Source organism: Chryseobacterium luquanense, assembly GCF_026460945.1.
GTDB lineage: Bacteria > Bacteroidota > Bacteroidia > Flavobacteriales > Weeksellaceae > Chryseobacterium > Chryseobacterium luquanense.
In genome coordinates this window covers 46,459-67,780 of sequence record NZ_JAOVZV010000002.1, presented here as the reverse complement: position 1 = coordinate 67,780, position 21,322 = coordinate 46,459, and the positions used below count along the sequence as shown (strand labels likewise).

The following is a 21,322-nucleotide window of genomic DNA, read 5'->3' as shown; positions in this document are numbered from 1 at the left end:
GCGAATAAGAGAATTTCTTATCTTTGCAGAATATGGAATTTACAGCTTCGCAAATTGCAAGTTTTATTGACGGAAAAATTATAGGTGACAAAAACGCACTTATTACCGGAGTTTCACCGATCGAGAGCGGAGAATCCGGCCATCTTTCTTTTGTTGCGCAAGATCGTTTTGCGCATCATTTAGAGACTTCGCAATGTTCGGTACTTATTGTTACCGAGACACTTATCAATAAAGATCAATACAATCCTACAATTATTGCTGTAAAAGATGCTTATCTTTCTTTTCAGGTTTTAATGAATCTGTATCAGGAAATGCAAGGTAGAAAAGAAGGTGTTGAAGATGGTTCTTCAATCCACGAAACTGCTGTAATTGGAGAAAAAGTGTATATCGGAGCATTTACTTATGTTTCTGAAAAAGCGAAAATTGGTGAGGGTACACAGATTTATCCGCAGGTTTATATTGGTAAAGGTGTAAAAATCGGTAAAAATTGCAAAATCGATAGCGGTGCAAGAATCTATGATTACTGTATTATTGGTGATAATTGTGTGATTCATTCGAATACCGTAATTGGAGGTGACGGATTTGGTTTTCAGCCGACTCCGGAAGGTTTCCAAAAAATTCCTCAGTTAGGAAACGTTATTATTGAAGATAACGTGGAAATAGGTTCAAACTGTAGTATTGACAGGGCAACAATAGGTTCTACAACAATCGGAAAAGGTACTAAAATCGATAATTTAATCCAAATTGCACACAATGTAAAAATTGGGCAGAATAATGTAATCGCTTCACAAACAGGGATTGCTGGTTCTACAATTGTTGGGGACTGGAATCAAATTGGAGGTCAGGTCGGAATCGTAGGTCATATAAAAATTGGAAATCAGGTGAAAATTCAGGCGCAAAGTGGAGTAAATTCCAGCGTTTATGATAAAGAAACTGTTTACGGTTCACCCGCAATTAGCTACAATGACTATCTTAGAAGCTACGTGCATTTCAGGAATCTTCCTGAGCTTGCGAAAAAAATAAATAATCTTGAGAATAACTCAAAAGATCAAACTAATGAGTGATATGCAAAAAACCCTTCAGGAAGAGGTTACTCTTTCTGGGATAGGTCTTCATACTGGTAAAGAAGTAAAATTGACCATTAAACCTGCAAAAGAAAATACAGGTTTTGTTTTCGTGAGAACAGATCTTGAGGGACGTCCTCATGTAGAAGCAGACGTAAACTATGTAGTTGCTACAGAAAGAGGAACTACTTTGGAGAAATTAGGCGTAAAAATCAATACTTGTGAGCATCTTTTAGCTGCTTTAGTAGGTTGCGATGTTGATAACGCTATTTTGGAAATGGATGCTTCAGAACCTCCGATTTTAGATGGTTCTTCTAAGTTTTTTGTTGAAGCTATTGAAAGTGTTGGTGTTATAGAACAAGCTGTCGTAAGAGAATATCTTGTTATAAAAGAAGTTTTGAGCTACAGTGATCCTGCAACTGGTTCAGAAATTACAATCATTCCTTCAGATACTTATGAAGTAACAACAATGGTAGATTTTGGAACTAAAGTTTTAGGAACTCAAAATGCTACGTTAAAAAATATTTCAGAGTTTAAAGAAGAAATTTCTTCTGCAAGAACATTCAGCTTTTTGCATGAATTAGAAATGCTTCTTGACCATGGTTTGATTAAAGGAGGAGATATTTCAAATGCAATTGTTTATGTTGATAAAGATTTAACGCCGGAAACAACAGAGAAACTAAAAACTGCTTTTGGTAAAGATCATGTATCCATCAGACCAAACGGAATTTTAGATAATTTAACTTTAAATTATCCCAATGAAGCTGCAAGACACAAATTGCTTGATGTAATCGGTGATTTAGCTTTATGTGGGGTTAAAATTAAAGGGAAAATTATTGCCAATAAGCCAGGACATTTTGTAAACACTCAGTTTGCAAAGAAACTGAACCGTCAGTGGAAATTACAAAAGAAAAAAAACGTTCCAGATATCGACTTAACAAAAGAGCCGGTTTTCGACATCAATGGTATTATGCGATTAATGCCTCACCGTTATCCTTTTCTGTTAATTGATAAAGTACTTGAGCTTTCTGATAAGCACGTTGTAGGATTGAAAAATGTAACATTCAACGAACCATATTTTGTAGGGCATTTTCCCAAAGAACCGGTTATGCCTGGAGTTTTACAGGTTGAAGCTTTAGCACAAACTGGTGGAATTTTGGTCTTAGCGAGCGTACCGGATCCTGAAAATTATTCAACTTATTTTATTAAAATTGATAAGGTGAAATTCAAAAGAAAAGTAATTCCAGGTGATACTTTGGTTTTTAAAATTGAATTGATAACACCTATTAGAAGAGGTATTGTTCATATGCAAGGTTACGGATATGTAGGAGATACAATCGCTGTAGAAGCTGAACTAATGGCTCAAGTTGCAAAAAATAAAATTGATTAAATGATTCATCAATTAGCGGCCGTTGACAAGCGTGCAAAAATCAGCAAAAATGTTGTAGTAGAACCGTTTACTACCATTGCAGGTGATGTGGAAATAGGAGAGGGAACATGGATTGGTTCTAACGTAACCATTATGGATGGCGCAAGAATCGGTAAAAACTGTAGAATTTTCCCCGGAACTGTAATTTCTGCGATTCCTCAGGATCTTAAGTTTGATGGTGAAGATACACAAACCATCATCGGTGACGAGACTACAATCAGAGAATGTGTAACGGTAAACAGAGGTACAAAAGCTTTAGGTTATACAAAAATCGGAACCAACTGTCTGATTATGGCAACTTCTCATATTGCGCACGACTGTTTAATAGGTGATCACGTTATCATTGTAAACGGTTGCGGAATTGCCGGTCACGTAGAAATTGGTGATTATACGGTAATGGGAGGCTTATCTGCTGTTCATCAGTTTGGTAAAATCGGGAAACATGTGATGATTTCCGGGGGTACTTTGGTGAGAAAAGACATTCCGCCTTACGTAAAAGTAGCAAGAGAGCCGATGTCTTATGCGGGAATTAATTCTGTAGGTTTAAGAAGAAGAGGTTTCACCAATGAAAAAATCTTCGAAATTCAGAAAATTTACAGAGCGATTTTTCAAATGAAGATGAATGTTTCTCAGGCTGTGTCACACATCGAAAAAGAAATGCTTCCAACTGCTGAAAGAGATGAAATTCTTCAGTTTATTCAAAACTCACCAAGAGGTATTGTAAAAGGATACGGAACGGGTAAAGAATAATTTAAATTTAATTAAAATGAAAAATTTAGTATTGATTTTTACAGTATTTTCTTCTTTTATTTTTGCTCAGAAGAAAAAAGATGCTTCAGTGAATCTTAAAGATTCTTTGGCAGTTAAAAATGTAAATTCAATTTTGGATTATTCTAAAAAATCTTTTTCAAATTTAAATTCAGACTTAAAAAGTTCATCAGAAGTGAACAAAAATTTAGACCAACTTTTAATTAATACCATCAATTTCAATACCGTAATTAACAATCGTGCTGTAACTCCTACAGATGCAGGAACGTTTTACAGACCAAGAGTTGACGCAATGGATATGCTTGGAAGAAAAGTTTTAAGTCTTCAGGTCTACAAATCAAAATAAAGAAAAAATAATATAAAAAATTAATGGCAACAAGTAACGATATCAGAAAAGGTCTTTGCATCGAATTCAGCAATGATATTTTCAAAATTATTGAGTTTCTTCACGTAAAACCAGGTAAAGGTCCTGCTTTCGTAAGAACAAAAATGAAATCAGTAACCAACGGAAAAGTACTTGATAACACTTTTTCTGCAGGGCACAAAATCGACGAAGTAAAAGTAATCACAAGAAAATTCCAGTATCTTTATGATGATGAGAATGGTTTTCACTTCATGAACAACGAAGATTTTTCTCAGTTATATTTAAACAAAGAAATGATTGAAAACTCAAACTTGATGAAAGCAGGTGAAGAAGTTACAATCATCTTGAAAGAAGCAGACGAAACTCCACTTTCTGCAGAATTGCCGCAGTCTGTTTACTTGGAGGTTATCGAAGCAGATCCGGGTGTAAAGGGAAATACAGCAACTAATGCTCTGAAAAACGCTATCGTTGAAACCGGAGCAAGAGTAATGGTGCCTTTGTTCATCGAAGCTGGAGACAAAATCAAAGTAAGCACAGAAGATGGTTCTTACTTAGAAAGAGTAAAAGAGTAGTAATACTAAACAATATTAGGAAGCTGGAAGATAATCACTTTCAGCTTTCATTTTTTTATGGCAGCTTTTTCCGTCTTCCACTCCCGCTTTTTTGCTACACTTCGTTTCGCAAAAAGAGCTCCGTTCAAGCCGGGCTGCAATCTATGCAAAAAAACAAAACTTGTCATCATTTCAAACTTTGACAAAGCTGATTTAAAATTAAAAAACTATTACAAGAACCTTATCAGGGTTTAAAATCTTGACAAGGTTGATTTAAAACAAAACATCATTTAAAAAGTATGACGTTTCATCAGCCACAAAAACTAAAAACTATTGCAGACCTCATCGGGGCAAAATTTATTGGTTCCGAAGATTTTCAGGTTTTGGGTACCAACGAAATTCACAGAGTAAAATCGGGTGAAATAGTTTTCGTTAATCATCCAAAATATTATGATAAAGCTTTAAATTCTGCTGCGACAATTATCCTGATTGATAAGGAAGTGGAATGTCCGGAAGGAAAAGCACTTTTGGTTTCTGACGATCCTTTCAGAGATTTCAATAAAATCAATACCCATTTTACCAAAATCTATAATTTCACAGAGACACTTCATGATGTGGAAATAGGGGAAGGTACAAAAATACATCCTTCTGCAGTTTTGGGAAACAACATCACAATCGGGAAAAACACAATTATTTTTCCAAATGTTGTTATTGGAGATCGTACGGTAATTGGTGATAATGTGATTATTCAATCCAACACTGTTTTAGGAGGAGACGCTTTTTATTACAGAAAATTAGATGGAAATTTTGACCGCCTGATTTCTGTGGGAAATGTCATCATCGAAAACAACGTAGAAATCGGGAACGGTTGTACAATCGACAGAGGCGTTACAGATTCTACAATTATTGGTGAAGGTTCAGTTTTAGATAATCAGATTCAAATTGGTCACGATACTGTAATCGGTAAAAAATGTCTTATTGCTTCTCAAGTTGGCGTTGCAGGATGCTGTATTATAGGCGATGAGGTGACTTTATGGGGCCAGGTTGGTATTGCTTCAGGAAATCATATTGAAAGTGGCTCAGTTATTTTAGGTAAAACCGGAGTCAATAGAGATCTGAAAAAAGGAACCTACATCGGAATGTTTGCCGAAGATTACAAAACTTACCTTAAAAAAGAGGTGAAATTGAGAAATCTTGAGTAAACAAATGCCTCTAATTTATTTAAAATTAAAGAAAAATAAGTAAATTTGTGAGCATTAATAAATTAAGAAAATAAATTTAAAAAACAATAAAATGTCAATTTTAGTAAACAAAGATTCTAAAGTAATTGTACAAGGATTTACTGGTAACGAAGGTACTTTCCACGCAGGTCAGATGATTGAATACGGAACAAACGTAGTAGGTGGTGTTACTCCAGGAAAAGGAGGAAGCGAGCACTTAGGTAAGCCTGTTTTCAACACTGTGGCTGATGCTGTTGCAAAAGCTGGAGCAAATGTAAGTATCATTTTCGTACCACCTGCATTTGCTGCAGATGCTATCATGGAAGCTGCTGAAGCAGGTATTAAAGTAATCGTTTGTATTACAGAAGGTATTCCTGTTGCAGATATGGTGAAAGTAAAATCTTATATCGCTGACAAAGACTGCAGATTGATCGGGCCAAACTGTCCTGGAATCATCACTTCTGATGAAGCTAAAATTGGTATTATGCCAGGTTTCGTTTTCAAAGCAGGTAAAGTAGGTATCGTTTCAAAATCTGGAACTTTAACTTATGAAGCAGCTGACCAAGTTGTAAGAGCTGGTTACGGAATTTCTACTGCAATTGGAATTGGTGGAGACCCAATCATTGGAACTACAACTAAAGAAGCTTTAGAATTATTCATCAACGATCCTGAAACTGAAGCGGTTGTAATGATCGGAGAAATCGGTGGAGGTCTTGAAGCTGAAGCTGCAAGATGGTACAAAGCTAGTGGTTCTACAAAACCTGTTGTAGGTTTCATCGCTGGACAAACTGCTCCTAAAGGAAGAACAATGGGTCACGCTGGTGCAATCGTTGGAGGTGATGAAGATACAGCTCAGGCTAAAATGGAAATCATGAGAGAAAACGGTATCACTGTAGTAGATTCCCCTGCTGATATTGGTGCTACTGTAGCGAAAATCTTAGGATAATATAAATACAAATACGATATGAAAAAAATTTTATTAACATCTGCACTGGCTTTTTCTGTTTTATCATTCGCCCAGATTGATTTACGCAACACAAGATTTGGTCTTACTGCAGGTGGAAACTATTCCAGAGTTAAAAATGCTCACAATCCTTCGGGAGCAAGGTTTGCTTTTCAAGGGGGTGTTTTGGCACTAATTCCTTTAGGAAATGCAGATCAGTTTTATTTACAGCCGGAGGTTGTTTATTACGGAGCCGGAGAATCCGGTAAAGCTAAAGACGCTAAAGGTATGAAAGGGTATGACGCAGTTTATGCTAACAATTACATCAGTGTACCTGTTTCTTTCAAAGGATATTTTTCTGAAGCAGAATCAGAATTCTTTGGATTGATTGGTCCGAGATTCAACTTTTTAATTGATCAAAAAGTGAAAAACGAATCCCGTGAAATCTACAGAACAGATCAACTGGGTAAAGCAAAATCTTTTAACTTTGCCATTGGTGCAGGAATAGGATATAGCTATAAAAGACAGCTTGAATTAGCCTTGAAATATGATTTTGGATTGTCAAATACTTATCCAATTTTGGATGAGACTAAGATTGATGCAAACTCAGCGAAAAAGAAATCTGAGCAGGTTATAAGCTTGAGCTTAAGCTATATTTTTGAATAAAATTTTTTCAAATCAAAACATAAAAACTCCCGAAGCTACTAAGTTTCGGGAGTTTTGTTATATTAGTCAATTTTAAATAAGTTGAATTGAACTGATGAACTTTTGAAATTCAACTTCTGCAGTTTGATTTTGCGTTTTAGACTGATGGAAATTAAAATCATAATAGTATCCATTATGCTCGGTTTTAAGAATTTTAAGCTCCACTAAAAGTGGTTTATCTATTTCAATATGCTCAAAGAGATATTCCGCATCAAATTCATGAAATTTAATATTGTTAATAGTATAAGGAATATATTCTCTTATTATTTTGAAATCTTTCAGAAGTGATGAAGTTCCTATTGCAGACATTTCAATTATTTCTTCAAAAGTTACACATCCTAAATATTCAAGTTCAGATTTTGGAGTTACGTTTAAAGTTATTGTTGGCGAAAAAATTCCATAATATTCAGGAGCATTTTCATAGAATTTAGTGATCATACAGATTGGGTCCCCAAGTTCTTTCCATATTTCATCGCTATCTTCTTCAAGTCCCGATCCTATTAACTGTTTGTTTTTCAGCGTGCCGAAATCTTTTACTGCAATAAAACCCCAATTTTCGGGTTTTACAAAATAAATTCCAAGTTTTTTATTGACGTAAATATTATTATTAGTTAGTACAGCTTTCAAAGGATCAATTGCAACTCCTAAAAAGCTCATGCTCACTAATTTTATAAATTCTCGTCTTCCGATTCCCATTTCAAATTGATCTGTATTTCAATTAGCTTCTAATCCACTTCCAGATTTCCTTCAAAGTTGCTTTATTTCCATACATCAAAATTCCGACTCTGTATATTTTCCCAGCTAAGAAAATCATAAAAATTGTTGTTCCTAAAAGCAATCCTATAGACAAAGCAATCTGCCAAGCCGGAACTCCAAACGGAATTCTCGCCACCATCGCAACAGGCGAAGTAAATGGAATGATAGACATCCAGAATCCAACCGGTCCATCAGGATTATTAATCACAGAAATACTTCCATACATCCCTAAAGTTAGCGGAAGAATGGCAAATAAAGTGAATTGCTGAGTTTCTGTTTCATTATCAACTGCAGAACCAATTGCAGCGTAAACTGAGCTGTAGAACATATATCCTAAAAGGAAAAATATGATGAATACAAAAATAATCAGCGGGAAATTCATTTCCAATAAACTGTGGGAAGCTTGTGTAGCAATTTGAGCAATATCGAGCTTACTCATCATTTCCTCGTTTCCTCCAGGAATCGTCTTTTGAAGCGAGGCGAAGCCTGTGTTTAATACCAATGCACCAATAACAGACATTGTAATCCAAACGATAAATTGAGTTAAAGCAACCAAAGTTACCCCCAAAATTTTCCCCATCATCAACTCAAATGGTTTTACAGATGAAATGATAATTTCAACAACTCGATTGTTTTTTTCCTCTAAAACGCTTCGCATTACTCGAACGCCATAGATTAAGATAAACATGAACGTCACATACATCAAAACCATACTCAGAACACTTTTTACCCCAAATGCCAAATCAGAATCTTCCTTATTATCCTCAGAAACATTAATGGTTTTTAAAGTAAAGCTTTTATCTAAATTTTCAAGTTGTGACTCCTGAATTCCGAGTTGCTTTATTTTTTCTTTCTTGATGACATTCGTAATGTCAGAAATAATTTGCTGTTTCGTATCAAGGCCAATTTTGGTATTTACAACCAATCTTGTGCTTTTTTCAATATCATCAAGATTTTTTCCAGATAAAGCTGGAAGGATCAAAATTCCGTCAAGGTGTTCGTTGCCTTTTAAATTTTTAACTTTAGCCTGTTCTTCAGCAGAAGGAATAAAAACATAGTTGATTTTTTCATCAGACTTCAATTGTCCTTTAAATAGTCCGCTGTTGTCAACGACTTCAATCACGTTGTGAGATTCATTGGCTTTAAACATAAACCCAATCACTGCTCCAAAAGCAATGATCATTAACGGAGCCAATAAAGTAAGAATGATGAAAGATTTTTTCTTAACCTGAGTAAGAAATTCTCTTTTTGTAATTAAAAAAATATTGTTCATAAAATTAAGAGTGATTGCTTACCGCATTAATAAATACTTCATTCATGCTCGGAATCCTTTCGTCAAAAGACCTTACTTTTCCTACGTTAACCAAATCTAAAAGAATACTGTTTTGGTCTGCTTCGTTTTTCAGATCAAAAGAAATAAGATTATTTTCATTGGTCATATTGAAAATTCCATACTTGTCTTTAAACTGATCAAATTGGGTGTCATTTACTTCTGATAAGGTAACGCCAAAAATATTTTTCTTGAATTTCTCACGAACATCAAAAACTTTTCCATCAATAATTTTTTTGGAATTATTAATCAAAGCCACATAATCACACATTTCCTCAACACTTTCCATTCTGTGTGTGGAAAGGATAATGGTGGTTCCGTTGTTTTTAAGTTCGATGATTTGATCTTTAATTAAATTGGCATTCACAGGATCAAAACCAGAAAACGGTTCGTCTAAAATCAAAAGATGAGGTCTGTGAAGAACGGTTACAACGAATTGTATTTTCTGAGCCATTCCTTTGGAAAGTTCAGACAGTTTTTTCTTCCACCATTGATCGATATTCAGTTTATCAAACCACTTTTTTGCTTCATTTAAAGCGTCACTTTTTTTCATCCCTTTCAGTTCCCCGAAATAAAGAATTTGATCACCCACGCTCATATTTTTATAAAGACCACGTTCTTCCGGCATGTAACCGATGTCTTTAATATGGTTAGGATTAAGTTTTTCGCCATTAATTAAAACTTCTCCCGAATCGGCTTGTGTAATCTGATTGATAATTCTGATGAATGATGTTTTTCCCGCTCCGTTTGGTCCTAGAAGACCATAAATACTTCCTGTCGGGACGTTTATGCTAAAATCATCCAATGCTATTTTTTTTCCTGCATTGTAGGTCTTAGTAATATGTTCAGCTTTTAGCATTAAATTGTTTTTATAGTTAGTATAAAAATATCCCGAAAGTTACGGAATTAAAGAGAATCTTGCTAAAAGAAAAAATCCTGATGTTGATCAGGATTTCAGTATTATTGTTTTACTATTTGAGTAACTTTTTGCGTATTGTCGCTTAGAATATATCTTATTAAATATTTGCCGGGCTTCAATCTTTGGATATTTATTTCTGAACTGTTACTGTTTACATTATAAGTAGCAACTTGAGTTCCTAATATAGAATAAAATGTAACATTCTTTATTTTTAACGAAGTATCTTTAGCTTTCACCATCAAAAAGTCTTTCGCAGGATTAGGATATGCAGTAAGCACTCCATCATCTGACTTTTGAGAAGTTGAATTTGGTTCCTTTATTTGCGCTTTTAAATTATCGGAAAACCCGATAGAAGCTGTAATAAAGATAAATAAAAGTAAAAGTTTTTTCATCAACGTAAATTTTGCATAAATATTACTAACAAAAATAATAAATTATATAATTCTCTGCAATAGTTTTTTATATAACTTATATTAAATTTGCAATAAATATTCAAAAAGTATTCCAAAGATGATATATTCTAGAAACAGAAGACTAAGAGTGAATGAATCAATGAGAGGTTTAGTGAGAGAATGCAGTCTTTCAGTCAATGATTTTGTAATGCCGATTTTCGTGATGGAAGGTGAAAATAAGGAAGAAGCCATCGCTTCAATGCCTGGAATTTTCAGACGAAGCATCGATTTAACGGTAAAAGAATGTAAAGAGTTATTTTCATTAGGTGTAAAAGCGGTTAATCTTTATATGAAAGTTTCAGATCATTTGAAAGACAATACCGGAAAAGAAGCCTGGAATAAAGATGGATTAATGCAAAACACGATTAAAGCAATCAAAGATGCTATTCCTGAAATGATAATTATGCCCGATGTTGCTTTAGATCCTTATTCAATTTACGGTCACGACGGAATTATAGAAAACGGAAAAATTATTAACGATGCAACCAACGACGCTTTAGCAAAAATGGCTGTTTCACATGCAGAAGCCGGAGCCGATATTGTGGCACCAAGCGATATGATGGATGGCAGAGTTTCGACTATTCGTGAAGCGTTGGAAGAAAGCGGATTTCATGATGTGGGAATTTTAAGCTATGCCGCAAAATATGCAAGTTCTTTTTACGGACCTTTCAGAAGTGCTTTAGACAGCGCTCCAAAAGACGATATGGAAATTCCAAAAGATAAAAAAACGTATCAGATGGATTTTCACAATTCCCGTGAAGCTTTAAACGAAGTTTTTAAAGACGTGGAAGAAGGTGCAGATATTATTATGATTAAACCCGGACTTCCGTATTTGGATATTGTGGCAAAAGTTCGTGAAGTTATTGATTTACCGATTGCCGTTTACAATGTAAGCGGAGAATATGCAATGTTGAAAGCTGCAGCTCAAAACGGTTGGTTAGACAATGATAAAGCAATTATTGAAAGTTTAACCTGTTTTAAAAGAGCAGGAGCCGATATGATCTTCACTTATGCCGCAAAAGAAGCTGCGATCCTTCTAAACAGATAAAAGTTTGAAATGAGGTTATGAATTATGAGTTATTGCCGAAGAATCTTTAGTTTCCAATTAACTCATAATTCATAATTTTTAACTTATAATTCAAAAAAATCATTCCACATTAAAATCTTTTCCTTTTGTGAATTTTGCCGCAAAAGGCGCCTGATTTCCTGAGTATTTTAAGACAAAATGTTTTTTAGTATCGGTATCAATTTTTGCTTCTACGTTTACATTTGTTGTCTGAAAACTGACATCCAAACCTACTCCTGATTCTTTTTCAAGGAAAATTTCTACACTTTCTGCATAAAATAAAGAAATACTGAGATAATTAAACTTAATATTTTTGCGGTAAGTTTTAGATTTCGACTGTGTAAACGCTGAAAAACTCTTCAAAATTTCAATTCCCGGCGAATCGATATTGGTAATTCTCGATTTTGTTACTCCATTTACACGAACTGAGAAATTTTTTGCATTGTTGATATTTCCATTCACTCCAATATTAAATAAAGAAGGTAGAGATAATCCGTATTCGATCATACTGTCTTTTGTAAATTCAAAATCAGGAATGAGCGCAGTATGTTTTGGAATATTCAATAATTGATTTTTTACAGTATTCAATTGTTCACCTGAAAACAAATACCCTATGAGATTGTTGTTGGTAGTTCGCCAATTTCTTCCGTTCCATTCGTAGATTTCGCATAGTAAAGTATCTGTGGAAGAATGGGGAAGCAGTTCAATATCCTGCCATTTAAAAACCTCTTTTGCATAAGGCCTTCTGTTAATTAAGTTGATTCCCAAATCGAGCGCCATTAAGTCGCTTAGTTGTTGATTGGTTTGCATGGAAATAATTTTTATGATTGGTGTTTTAAAATTAAATAAAAAATACCAAAATCAATCTTAATTTGTCTGCATAATTATAAAAAAGTAATTTAGTCTTTCGAAATCACCATTATTACACATGGTGTTTAAATCAATGAAAATATACCTATGAAAATTTACACCAAAACAGGAGACAAAGGTCAAACCGCTTTATACGGCGGAACTCGGGTTTCAAAAGCCAGTGCAAGAGTAGAAAGCTACGGAAATATCGATGAGCTGAATTCTTTTATAGGAATTTCTAAAAGTCATATCAATGATGAAGAGGTTTTAAAGCAATTAAAAAAAATTCAGTTTGATTTGTTTACGGTGGGTTCTGAAGCGGCAACTCCGGTTGATAAATTAATGTTGGCAAACGGAAAATCTCGTCTTCCTCTGATTATTTCTGAAACGGAAATTGAAGATTTAGAAAAATGGATGGATGCTTTTGAAGAAAAACTAGAACCTCTTCAATACTTCATTCTTCCTGGTGGTGGAAAATCGGCAACTTTTTTACATGCTGCGAGAACGATTTGCAGAAGAGCAGAGCGTTCTTTAGTTTTTTTGAATGAATCTGAAGAAGTGCGCCCTGAATTAATTAAATATTTAAATAGACTTTCAGATTACCTTTTTGTTTTGGCAAGATACATTTCAAAAATCAATAACGAACCGGAAGAATACTGGAATCCGAATGAGAGATAAAATGAAAAAAATCTTTTTCCTTCTTATATTATTTTCAAATTTCGCATTTTCCCAAAACAGTGCAGCGCTTCTTGATGAAGGAAATGAACTGATTTCAATGAATAAATTTTCTGAAGCTGAAAAGATTTTTAGAAAAGGTTTACAGGAAACTCCAAATGATTTGATTCTAAAATCTCAATTAGTTTTAACATTAATCAGTCAGGAGAAAAATGAGGAAGCAGAAACTCTTATCACGGAAATTTTAAATATTCATCCTGATTTTACTGCCGCACTTTGGTATGGTGGAATTAATAATTTCAATAATCATCAACCGGATTACAGAAAGGCAATCGAATATTTTGAAAAAGCTTATCATTTAATTGATGCAAATTCCGGACAGTTTTTCGGAGTAAATTATTACATCGGAAGATCTTATAGAAAGCTTTTGTACAGAGAAGGGCTTACTTATAATGAGGTTGAAAGAATGCTTGAAACGTATAAAAAATATATTGAATTACAACCCAATGCCGAAGATATTATTGACGCAAAAAGTTTTGTGAAAAAAGTGGAAGAAAAAAGACCCGGAAAAAATGTTGGAAAATGGATTATTACTTCAGATCAAAATGTTGGAGATTTGCTAAAGAAGAAAGAATAATGACAGACAAAGTTTTACTATTTATCAACGGTGACGCTCCAAAATCTTTTCCAAACTTAGATAATTATAGGCTAATTGCTTGCACAGACGGTGCTTTTCATTATTTAAAAGAGCTCAATTTTCCCTTGGATAAGCTTGATTTTATTTCCGGTGATTTTGATTCTCATTCAGGTTCAGACGAAAATGTTTACCATGAAAAATTTATTCATACCCCGGATCAGAATCGAACAGATTTTTATAAAGCTTTAGAAATTATTTTTGAAAAAGGTTTAAAAAATGTTGATGTTTTCGGCGGAAGCGGAGGCGAACAGGATCATTTTTTGGGAAATCTTACCGTTGCATTTGGCTATAAAAATCAAATGAATATTCAGTTTTTTGATGAATTTTCAGAATATTATTTTATTCCTAAAAGTTTTTCAATCACAGGAGTAAAAGACAAAATTATTTCACTTTATCCATTTCCTGTAGCTGAAAGTATTACTACAAGAGGTTTGAAATGGAATTTGGAAAATATTGATGCGAATATGACGACCGATATGTTAACGAGAAATTTAGCAATAGAAGATAAAGTTTCGATTGAATATTTGAAAGGCGATTTGTTGTTTTTTGCAGGAAAAAAGAAGTAAAATAGCGATTGTTTTGTGCTATTGTTAATTTAATTAAGTAAGATTCAATTAAAATTCTTAAAACTGCGATTATATCAAACTTTAAGAAAAATTTAAATTAAAAAATCAAACTTTTTTAGCAATTTTGCATTCTTAATTCACTTGTTATAAAATGAAAATAAAATACTCGGAACTTATTGATCAGACATTGTATTTTCCAACGGAAGAATTCAATGTTTCTGAGAACAATTTGTCTTTTCACGATATTCCTTTAATGGATGTTGTTGAGAAGTTTGGAACGCCTCTTAAGGTAAGTTACCTCCCGAAGATTTCTCAAAATATTCAGAAAGCAAAAGGCTGGTTTAAAGAAGCTTTTGAGAAAATCGATTACAAAAAAAACTACAGATACTGTTACTGTACAAAATCCAGCCATTTCAAATTTGTAATTGAAGAAGCGTTGAAGAACGATATTTCGATTGAAACTTCTTCAGCTTACGACATGGATATTGTAAAATCTCTTTACAATGAAGGGAAAGTTGATAAAAATATTGAAGTAATCTGCAACGGTTTTAAAACCGATGATTATCTGGCGAAAATTTCAGATATGATCAATAGTGGTTTTGAAAACATTACACCGATTCTGGATAATTACCGCGAGTTAGATAAGCTTACTGAAAGTATCGATACGACTTTTGATATCGGAATCAGAATTGCATCTGAGGAAGAGCCTAAATTCGAATTTTATACTTCAAGATTAGGAATCGGATATAAAGACATTATTCCTTATTACAGTCAGAAAATTGCAGAACATCCGAATGCAAGACTGAAAATGCTTCACTTTTTCATTAATACCGGAATCAAAGACACAGCGTATTATTGGAATGAATTATATAAATGTCTTCGTGTTTATGCACGTTTAAAGAAAATTGCTCCCGAAGTAAATTCATTGAATATTGGAGGGGGGTTCCCAATCAAAACATCTTTGCAGTTTGATTACGATTATCAATATATGGTTGAGGAAATTGTTTCTCAAATAAAAAAATTCTGTGAAGAAGAAGGAGTTGAAGAACCGAATATATATACAGAATTTGGAAGTTTTACCGTTGGAGAAAGTGGAGCGAATATTTATAAAATTATTTCTCAGAAACGTCAGAACGACAGAGAAAAATGGAATATGATTGATTCATCTTTCATGACAACGCTTCCCGATACTTGGGCGATTTCAAGGCACTTTATCATGCTTCCGCTGAATCGTTGGGATGATACTTATGAAAGAGTTTTCTTGGGTGGTTTGACTTGTGATTCAGATGATTATTACAATTCAGAACAGCATACCAACGCAATTTATCTACCTGTTTTCAGTGATACAAAACCCTTATACATAGGTTTCTTCCATACAGGAGCGTATCAGGAAACAATTGGCGGTTACGGCGGAGTTCATCACTGTTTGATGCCTCAACCGAGACATATTTTGATTCAAAAAGATGAAAATGGTGAGTTTCAGTATGAGATTTTTAGAGAAAGACAGGAACCTGAAGATATTTTGAAAATATTGGGTTATTAAGTCATTCAATAGGAAAGGTATGTAATCCTGACCTTGGCGAAGGAAGTTTATTTTATAAATAAAAATTCAATTGGTTTTAGCCAAAACTTAGAAAAAAAGCAGCTCTCATGTCATTTAAGAGCTGCTTTTTTTCTTTAAAAGAATTTCGAAATCTTATCCACTTCCAATTCAGAATAATCTGAAACCACAATATTTGCCAAATCGTAATCCTGATTATGGGTATGAAAACTTTTATAAGCCGCACAAAAAATATTTGCTCGGTGTGCCGCTAAAATTCCATTGGTAGAATCTTCAATCACCATACAGTTTTCAAGAGGCTGAACCGCCATTTCTGCTGCTTTAATGAAAATTTCAGGATGAGGTTTTGATTCTTTCAAATCGGCACCACTGATTTTTCCGCTAAAATATTTTTCAAGTCCAAATTTTTCAAACACCATATTGATGGTTACCATCGTTGCAGATGAAGCAAGAATTAAAGTAATTCCATTTTCGTAATAATGTTGGATTAATTCTCTGACTCCCGAAATTAAATCGAATTCTGCGTCGTTATAAAAGTAATCTTTAAAGTGCGCTCTCTTGATTGCTGCAATTTCTTCATAGGTTTCAGAAAGAACAAATCTCTCAATTAAAGTGTCGCAAACTCTTTTCGTAGAAGCACCGGTGAAAGAAGTGTAAAGTTCTTCGGAAACGTCAATTCCCAGTTGATTAAATGTTTTGAAATACGCTTTTCTGTGCAAAGGTTCTGTATCTACAATAACGCCATCCATATCGAACAGCACAGCTTTTAAGGACATGTTTTGAATTTTTTACAAAGGTAGGGAAATTTGGATGGAAGCCCTAAGCGGGATGATAGGAGCTTAAAATAGGTAATTTAAATTTATCTACTTCAAAACTCCCAGCTTCCATCCTCCAACTTCCATCTATCTCCTAACTTCTTCTTATCTTTGCCGCAAATATTTCAATTTTTAAATCATTAATTTTTTTTAATTATAAATTATGAAAACATACGCAGGAATTCCTGAAGAAAATGCTTCATTAGAAAATTCAAAAGTAGTTTTGGTAACGGTTCCTTATGATGGAACTTCAACTTGGGGAAAAGGTGCCGACAAAGGACCCGAATTGTTCTTAGATGCTTCGGAAAACATGGAGCTGTACGACATCGAAACGGGAACTGAACCTTATCTTGAAGGAGTTTATCTTGCCGGAGAAGTTTCTGAAAATTCAACTCCTGAAGCGATGACAGAAGCAGTTTATCAAAAAACAAAAGAGCTTTTGGCAACAGATAAGTTGTTTACACTTTTCGGTGGAGAGCATTCTGTTTCTATTGGTTCTATTCGTGCGGTTGGAGAAAAATTTGAAAATCTTACGGTTCTTCAATTAGACGCTCACACAGATCTTCGTCCGGAATTTCATGGTTCTACTTCTAATCATGCTTGTGCGGTTTTTGAAGCAAATCAGAAGCATAATTTGGTACAAGTTGGAATCCGTTCAATGGATGTTGAAGAAGTTGAATATTTACCGGAAGGAAGAGTGTTTTTCGCTCACGAAATCGCCAATAATGACAATTGGGTAAATGATGTTTTAGAAAAAGTTTCAGGAAATGTGTACATCACGATCGATTTAGATGCTTTTGATCCATCAATCGCTCCATCTACAGGAACTCCTGAACCAGGCGGTTTACAGTGGTATCCAACGTTAGAATTATTGAGGAAAGTTTTCGAAAAATGTAATGTTGTTGCGTTTGATATTGTAGAATTGATGGATTCTGCGTATTCTAAGCCAAGTGCATTTTTAGCAGCAAAACTGTATTATAAAATGTTGGCATATTATCACATCAACAAAGACTAAATTCCGCACGAAACGGATTTTTTCTTTCAGTTTTTCTTTGGAAATTTGTGATACAAAACAAAATAAAATGTCCACACAAGACGAAATAGATTATCAGAGAATTGCCAAAGCGATTGAGTTTATTCAAAGCAATTTTAAGCTTCAGCCAAATTTGGATGAGGTTGCTGAAAAAGTAAATTTGAGTCCGGCACATTTTCAGAAGATATTTACCGATTGGGCAGGAACGAGTCCGAAGAAATTTTTGCAGTTTATCAGTCTTGAACACGCAAAAAGTTTATTGAAAGAAGAAAAAGCAAGTTTGTTTGATACAGCTTTAGAGACAGGACTTTCAAGTACGAGCAGATTGCACGATTTGTTTGTGAATATTGAAGGAATGTCGCCTGCAGAATACAAAAACGGCGGAAGAAATCTGAGAATAAATTACAGTTTCTCCCAAAGCCCGTTTGGAAAAATTATTACAGCATCTACCGAAAAAGGAATTTGCTACATGGCTTTTGAGGGAAATAAAGATCATGCATTGAGAGATTTACAGAGTAGATTTCCCAATGCATTTTTTATTGAAAAAGAAGATGATCTTCAACAAAATGCTTTGTCTATTTTTAATAAAGACTGGTCGGAACTTAATACGATTAAACTTCACTTAAAAGGAACAGATTTTCAGTTGAAAGTCTGGGAAAGTTTACTGAAAATTCCATTAGGAAAACTGTCCACTTATGGAAATTTAGCCGATAAAATTGGTAATCCAAAAGCTTCAAGAGCAGTTGGCACTGCAATCGGAAGTAATCCTGTGGCATTTTTAATTCCCTGTCATCGTGTAATACAGTCATCAGGAAAAATCGGCGGTTATATGTGGGGAAGTGATAGGAAACAGTTGATGATTGGCTGGGAAAGTGCAAAAGTATATTGATTGTAATTTTAATGAATAGTTTAAATTAAAGTGAATAATTTGTTCGACGAAATACAAGATTTTCCCATCAATATTCTTCCCAAAGATGGAGTTACAGAATATTACGGTAAGGTTTTTTCCGATGCCGAATGTGAAAAATATTATCAGTATTTATTCAACCAAATTCCCTGGGAAAATGATGAAGCGGTTATTTTCGGAAAACTGATTTATACCAAAAGAAAAGTCGCATGGTTTGGCGAAAAAGAATTTGAATACACTTATTCCAACCGTACAAAATATGCAAAACTCTGGACTCCCGAATTATTAGCTTTAAAACAAAAATGTGAAGAAGTTTCCTGCGAAACCTACAATTCATGTCTTCTGAATTTATACCATGACGGAAGCGAAGGAATGGCCTATCACAGCGATGGAGAAAAGGATTTGAAGAAACACGGAGCAATCGCATCCCTGACTTTCGGAGCAGAAAGAAAATTCTCTTTCAAACATAAAGTTTCTAAAGAAAGAATTGATATTTCACTGGAAAACGGAAGTTTACTCGTGATGAAAGGAACAACCCAGGAAAACTGGCTTCATAGACTTCCGCCAACCACAAAAGTAAAATCGCCACGAGTAAACTTGACTTTCAGAACGATTGAGGAATAAAAAAAGCAGTGCAAATCACACTGCTATTCTTTACAAGCTTAATTTCGTTCTAACTTCTAACTTCTAACTTCTAACTTATTTCAAAACTTCAACTTCAATCGAAGAGTCTTCAAAAACTTTGATGAACGCTTTGGTATAATCTTCCTTAGTCGCAAAATTAGGATTCTCCATAAACTTCTGAGGATTCACAGCAAACAAAGGAAACCATGTAGAAGAAATCTGAATTTGAATTTTATGCCCTTTTTTAAACGTATGCACCACATCCTGCAACCTGAAATTCACTGCAGTTTTCTGATTCGCAACCAAAGCTTCTCCTTTTTCTCTCGAATTTCTGAATCTTGCAGGCATAATCTCACTTCTTACCATTTGATGATAATTTCCGTAAATCACCCCGTCTTTCTTTTCAGCTGGTTTAAAATCTTCAGGATAAACATCAATTAATTTTACGGCAAAATCTGCATCGGTAGAAGTTGAGGCAATATTTAATTTAGATAAAATTTCCCCGGCGAAAGTCATGTCTTCTGTTAAAATATCTGTTGTGAAAGTCAACACATCAGGTCTTCCGACTGCAAATCTTTGGTCTTCGGACATATAATTTCTTGGCGTAAATCCGTTAAAGTCTTTCAGGTTATCAGAACTTAAAACAGGATGATTCGGATCACTGTAATATTCTGATGAACCTTGTCCTGCAGAATTTTTTAAAGTTCCGTTGGCTAAATAGAAATTGACTTTTTGAGCTTCTTTTGGCGGATAGGTTGCAAATTCACGCCACTGTTTTGCTCCGGTGTCATACATCAAAGCTTCGGGTAAACCTGCGTCTTGTTTGGTATTTCCTTTTAAATAATGATTGAAAAATTTCGTTTCAATATTTTTCTGATAATAGGTTGCAATGCTGTCTCCGAAATAAATCTGATTATGAAAATGCTTTCCTTCTTCACGTCCCCAACCTCCATGAGAAAATGGTCCCATCACAATAGTGTTTTTAGCTTTCGGACTGGTTTTTTCAATGGTTTTGTAAATATTTAAAGGTCCTGAAAGATCTTCCGCATCAAACCATCCACCAACGGTCATTACTGCATGATTGATGTTTTTCAGATGTGGTAAAATGCCTCTTTTCTGCCAAAATTCATCATAATTGGGATGATTCATTATTTCTGTCATGAAGAAGTTATCTTTATAATACTTCTTATAACCATCTTTCAACGTTCCCATATCCCGGTAGAATTTTAAACCATCCTCAGAAGTCGATTTAATCATAGAATTGCTGTACCACGATTTGTTTTCAGGCTTTGTTTTCTGAACGCCAAATACAGGAAATGTTTTAAAATAACCTAACATAAATCTTCCGTTATGCAGAAAATCATCATTCCAGAAATCTGAAATCGGAGCTTGTGGAGACGAAGCCACCAAAGCCGGATGCTGCGCCAATGTACCTACAGCCGTATAAAATCCTGGATAAGAAGTTCCGTATTGGCCAATTTTTCCGTTGTTGTGTTTGATGTTTTTAATTAAATATTCTATCGTGTCGTAGGTATCGGTACTTTCGTCGACATCTTTTTTTGTTTTTCGTTCAACTTGAGGGGTCATATTGGTGAAAGTTCCTTCACTCATATATCTTCCGCGAACATCCTGATAAACAAAAATATATTTGTCATTCATCAGATATTTGTTCGGGCCGAGACTTCTGCGGTATTCATTTTCTCCGTACGGCGCAATGCTGTAGCAGGTTCTCTGCATCAGAAAAGGATATTTATTTTTATTAGAAATATCTTTCGGAATATATACTGCTGTAAACAATTTTGTCCCATCACGCATTGGAATGTAAAATTCCTGCTTGGTGAAATTGTCTTTTACAAAATTTTCTTGTGGTTGAGTTTGTGCATTTCCAAAGATGAAAAGCAAAAGCAGTAAAAATGAATATCGGATGTTCATGCTTGAAATTTGTCGCTAATTTAATGATTAATTAGTTTTTAATTTAATGCTTTTTAAAATGAAAAGTCTGGAAATGAAAAAGACAGGAATTACTTC

23 protein-coding genes are annotated in these 21,322 nt (G+C 34.3%); 16 read left to right on the top strand and 7 right to left on the bottom strand.

Annotated elements, in window-relative coordinates; genetic code table 11:
- The first annotated feature begins 32 nt into the window (after window positions 1-32).
- The 8 genes from lpxD (at window position 33) to OEA66_RS03760 (ending at window position 7,005) form a co-directional block, all read left to right on the top strand.
- Window positions 33-1,064, top strand: coding sequence for a UDP-3-O-(3-hydroxymyristoyl)glucosamine N-acyltransferase (gene lpxD / locus OEA66_RS03795; RefSeq protein WP_267280128.1), 1,032 nt, complete (start codon window positions 33-35; stop codon window positions 1,062-1,064).
- Window positions 1,057-2,454, top strand: a complete 1,398-nt coding sequence (locus tag OEA66_RS03790; protein ID WP_267280127.1) for a bifunctional UDP-3-O-[3-hydroxymyristoyl] N-acetylglucosamine deacetylase/3-hydroxyacyl-ACP dehydratase — start codon at window positions 1,057-1,059, stop codon at window positions 2,452-2,454. Before lpxD ends, OEA66_RS03790 begins: the two co-directional genes overlap by 8 nt.
- A complete protein-coding gene (lpxA, locus tag OEA66_RS03785) occupies window positions 2,455-3,243 on the top strand; it encodes an acyl-ACP--UDP-N-acetylglucosamine O-acyltransferase (protein ID WP_267280126.1) in 789 nt (262 codons plus the stop codon).
- Window positions 3,244-3,259: 16 nt separating this feature from the next.
- A complete protein-coding gene (locus OEA66_RS03780) occupies window positions 3,260-3,607 on the top strand; it encodes a hypothetical protein (protein ID WP_267280125.1) in 348 nt (115 codons plus the stop codon).
- A gap of 23 nt (window positions 3,608-3,630) precedes the next feature.
- A complete protein-coding gene (gene efp, locus OEA66_RS03775) occupies window positions 3,631-4,197 on the top strand; it encodes an elongation factor P (RefSeq protein ID WP_267280124.1) in 567 nt (188 codons plus the stop codon).
- A gap of 278 nt (window positions 4,198-4,475) precedes the next feature.
- The gene (locus OEA66_RS03770; RefSeq protein WP_267280123.1) at window positions 4,476-5,378 is read left to right on the top strand and encodes a UDP-3-O-(3-hydroxymyristoyl)glucosamine N-acyltransferase; all 903 of its coding nucleotides are present in this window, start codon (window positions 4,476-4,478) and stop codon (window positions 5,376-5,378) included.
- A gap of 91 nt (window positions 5,379-5,469) precedes the next feature.
- Window positions 5,470-6,342 carry a succinate--CoA ligase subunit alpha gene (gene sucD / locus OEA66_RS03765; protein WP_267264892.1) on the top strand — a complete coding sequence of 291 codons (873 nt, stop codon included), beginning with the start codon at window positions 5,470-5,472 and terminating at the stop codon, window positions 6,340-6,342.
- An 18-nt stretch (window positions 6,343-6,360) separates the two neighbouring features.
- Window positions 6,361-7,005 (top strand): porin family protein, encoded by a 645-nt coding sequence (locus OEA66_RS03760; RefSeq protein WP_267280122.1) that lies wholly within the window; start codon window positions 6,361-6,363, stop codon window positions 7,003-7,005.
- A gap of 72 nt (window positions 7,006-7,077) precedes the next feature.
- On the opposite strand, the gene OEA66_RS03755 is transcribed toward OEA66_RS03760, so the two are convergent.
- The 4 genes from OEA66_RS03755 to OEA66_RS03740 form a co-directional block, all read right to left on the bottom strand.
- On the bottom strand, window positions 7,078-7,701 hold the full coding sequence (locus tag OEA66_RS03755; protein ID WP_267280121.1) for a hypothetical protein: 624 nt from the start codon (window positions 7,699-7,701) through the stop codon (window positions 7,078-7,080).
- Between the two features lie 61 nt (window positions 7,702-7,762).
- Entirely contained in the window at window positions 7,763-9,073 is a 1,311-nt protein-coding gene (locus OEA66_RS03750; RefSeq protein ID WP_267280120.1) for an ABC transporter permease, read from the bottom strand.
- Between the two features lie 4 nt (window positions 9,074-9,077).
- Window positions 9,078-9,989, bottom strand: a complete 912-nt coding sequence (locus tag OEA66_RS03745) for an ABC transporter ATP-binding protein (protein ID WP_267280119.1) — start codon at window positions 9,987-9,989, stop codon at window positions 9,078-9,080.
- 101 nt (window positions 9,990-10,090) lie between these two features.
- Window positions 10,091-10,441 (bottom strand): T9SS type A sorting domain-containing protein, encoded by a 351-nt coding sequence (locus tag OEA66_RS03740; protein ID WP_267280118.1) that lies wholly within the window; start codon window positions 10,439-10,441, stop codon window positions 10,091-10,093.
- A 118-nt stretch (window positions 10,442-10,559) separates the two neighbouring features.
- On the opposite strand from OEA66_RS03740, the gene hemB reads away from it, so the two are divergent.
- Entirely contained in the window at window positions 10,560-11,549 is a 990-nt protein-coding gene (gene hemB / locus OEA66_RS03735; protein ID WP_267280117.1) for a porphobilinogen synthase, read from the top strand.
- 99 nt (window positions 11,550-11,648) lie between these two features.
- Here the strand turns inward: hemB and OEA66_RS03730 are convergent, their stop codons facing one another.
- A complete protein-coding gene (locus OEA66_RS03730) occupies window positions 11,649-12,377 on the bottom strand; it encodes a hypothetical protein (protein WP_267280116.1) in 729 nt (242 codons plus the stop codon).
- 147 nt (window positions 12,378-12,524) lie between these two features.
- Here OEA66_RS03730 and OEA66_RS03725 point away from each other — a divergent pair, with 147 nt between their 5' ends.
- The 4 genes from OEA66_RS03725 to OEA66_RS03710 all read left to right on the top strand — a co-directional run bounded on the left by OEA66_RS03725 (window position 12,525) and on the right by OEA66_RS03710 (window position 15,897).
- Complete coding sequence (locus OEA66_RS03725) at window positions 12,525-13,094, top strand: cob(I)yrinic acid a,c-diamide adenosyltransferase (RefSeq protein ID WP_267280115.1); 570 nt, start codon at window positions 12,525-12,527, stop codon at window positions 13,092-13,094.
- Between the two features lies 1 nt (window position 13,095).
- A complete protein-coding gene (locus OEA66_RS03720) occupies window positions 13,096-13,728 on the top strand; it encodes a tetratricopeptide repeat protein (protein WP_267280114.1) in 633 nt (210 codons plus the stop codon).
- Complete coding sequence (locus OEA66_RS03715) at window positions 13,728-14,354, top strand: thiamine diphosphokinase (protein ID WP_267280113.1); 627 nt, start codon at window positions 13,728-13,730, stop codon at window positions 14,352-14,354. The genes OEA66_RS03720 and OEA66_RS03715 overlap by 1 nt, the downstream gene beginning before the upstream one ends.
- A gap of 151 nt (window positions 14,355-14,505) precedes the next feature.
- Complete coding sequence (locus OEA66_RS03710) at window positions 14,506-15,897, top strand: type III PLP-dependent enzyme domain-containing protein (protein WP_267264902.1); 1,392 nt, start codon at window positions 14,506-14,508, stop codon at window positions 15,895-15,897.
- A gap of 134 nt (window positions 15,898-16,031) precedes the next feature.
- Here the strand turns inward: OEA66_RS03710 and OEA66_RS03705 are convergent, their stop codons facing one another.
- On the bottom strand, window positions 16,032-16,691 hold the full coding sequence (locus OEA66_RS03705) for an HAD family hydrolase (RefSeq protein ID WP_267280112.1): 660 nt from the start codon (window positions 16,689-16,691) through the stop codon (window positions 16,032-16,034).
- Window positions 16,692-16,893: 202 nt separating this feature from the next.
- On the opposite strand from OEA66_RS03705, the gene speB reads away from it, so the two are divergent.
- The 3 genes from speB (at window position 16,894) to OEA66_RS03690 (ending at window position 19,294) form a co-directional block, all read left to right on the top strand.
- Window positions 16,894-17,745: an agmatinase gene (gene speB, locus OEA66_RS03700; protein WP_267280111.1), complete on the top strand. Its 852-nt coding sequence runs from the start codon at window positions 16,894-16,896 to the stop codon at window positions 17,743-17,745.
- A gap of 67 nt (window positions 17,746-17,812) precedes the next feature.
- Entirely contained in the window at window positions 17,813-18,652 is an 840-nt protein-coding gene (locus tag OEA66_RS03695; RefSeq protein ID WP_267280110.1) for a bifunctional helix-turn-helix domain-containing protein/methylated-DNA--[protein]-cysteine S-methyltransferase, read from the top strand.
- A gap of 30 nt (window positions 18,653-18,682) precedes the next feature.
- Window positions 18,683-19,294, top strand: a complete 612-nt coding sequence (locus tag OEA66_RS03690; RefSeq protein WP_267280109.1) for an alpha-ketoglutarate-dependent dioxygenase AlkB family protein — start codon at window positions 18,683-18,685, stop codon at window positions 19,292-19,294.
- A gap of 75 nt (window positions 19,295-19,369) precedes the next feature.
- On the opposite strand, the gene OEA66_RS03685 is transcribed toward OEA66_RS03690, so the two are convergent.
- Window positions 19,370-21,226 carry a CocE/NonD family hydrolase gene (locus OEA66_RS03685; protein WP_267280108.1) on the bottom strand — a complete coding sequence of 619 codons (1,857 nt, stop codon included), beginning with the start codon at window positions 21,224-21,226 and terminating at the stop codon, window positions 19,370-19,372.
- Window positions 21,227-21,322: the final 96 nt, after the last annotated feature.

Coding starts and splice junctions, on each gene's coding strand:
- sucD (WP_267264892.1), top strand. CDS start 5,470: ATGTCAATTTTAGTAAACAAAGATTCTAAAGTAATTGTACAAGGATTT.
- OEA66_RS03755 (WP_267280121.1), bottom strand. CDS start 7,701: ATGAGCTTTTTAGGAGTTGCAATTGATCCTTTGAAAGCTGTACTAACT.
- lpxD (WP_267280128.1), top strand. CDS start 33: ATGGAATTTACAGCTTCGCAAATTGCAAGTTTTATTGACGGAAAAATT.
- OEA66_RS03715 (WP_267280113.1), top strand. CDS start 13,728: ATGACAGACAAAGTTTTACTATTTATCAACGGTGACGCTCCAAAATCT.
- OEA66_RS03685 (WP_267280108.1), bottom strand. CDS start 21,226: ATGAACATCCGATATTCATTTTTACTGCTTTTGCTTTTCATCTTTGGA.
- OEA66_RS03750 (WP_267280120.1), bottom strand. CDS start 9,073: ATGAACAATATTTTTTTAATTACAAAAAGAGAATTTCTTACTCAGGTT.
- efp (WP_267280124.1), top strand. CDS start 3,631: ATGGCAACAAGTAACGATATCAGAAAAGGTCTTTGCATCGAATTCAGC.
- speB (WP_267280111.1), top strand. CDS start 16,894: ATGAAAACATACGCAGGAATTCCTGAAGAAAATGCTTCATTAGAAAAT.
- OEA66_RS03740 (WP_267280118.1), bottom strand. CDS start 10,441: ATGAAAAAACTTTTACTTTTATTTATCTTTATTACAGCTTCTATCGGG.
- OEA66_RS03780 (WP_267280125.1), top strand. CDS start 3,260: ATGAAAAATTTAGTATTGATTTTTACAGTATTTTCTTCTTTTATTTTT.
- OEA66_RS03695 (WP_267280110.1), top strand. CDS start 17,813: ATGTCCACACAAGACGAAATAGATTATCAGAGAATTGCCAAAGCGATT.
- OEA66_RS03705 (WP_267280112.1), bottom strand. CDS start 16,691: ATGTCCTTAAAAGCTGTGCTGTTCGATATGGATGGCGTTATTGTAGAT.
- OEA66_RS03710 (WP_267264902.1), top strand. CDS start 14,506: ATGAAAATAAAATACTCGGAACTTATTGATCAGACATTGTATTTTCCA.
- OEA66_RS03770 (WP_267280123.1), top strand. CDS start 4,476: ATGACGTTTCATCAGCCACAAAAACTAAAAACTATTGCAGACCTCATC.
- OEA66_RS03760 (WP_267280122.1), top strand. CDS start 6,361: ATGAAAAAAATTTTATTAACATCTGCACTGGCTTTTTCTGTTTTATCA.
- OEA66_RS03725 (WP_267280115.1), top strand. CDS start 12,525: ATGAAAATTTACACCAAAACAGGAGACAAAGGTCAAACCGCTTTATAC.
- OEA66_RS03790 (WP_267280127.1), top strand. CDS start 1,057: ATGAGTGATATGCAAAAAACCCTTCAGGAAGAGGTTACTCTTTCTGGG.
- lpxA (WP_267280126.1), top strand. CDS start 2,455: ATGATTCATCAATTAGCGGCCGTTGACAAGCGTGCAAAAATCAGCAAA.
- hemB (WP_267280117.1), top strand. CDS start 10,560: ATGATATATTCTAGAAACAGAAGACTAAGAGTGAATGAATCAATGAGA.
- OEA66_RS03730 (WP_267280116.1), bottom strand. CDS start 12,377: ATGCAAACCAATCAACAACTAAGCGACTTAATGGCGCTCGATTTGGGA.
- OEA66_RS03745 (WP_267280119.1), bottom strand. CDS start 9,989: ATGCTAAAAGCTGAACATATTACTAAGACCTACAATGCAGGAAAAAAA.
- OEA66_RS03720 (WP_267280114.1), top strand. CDS start 13,096: ATGAAAAAAATCTTTTTCCTTCTTATATTATTTTCAAATTTCGCATTT.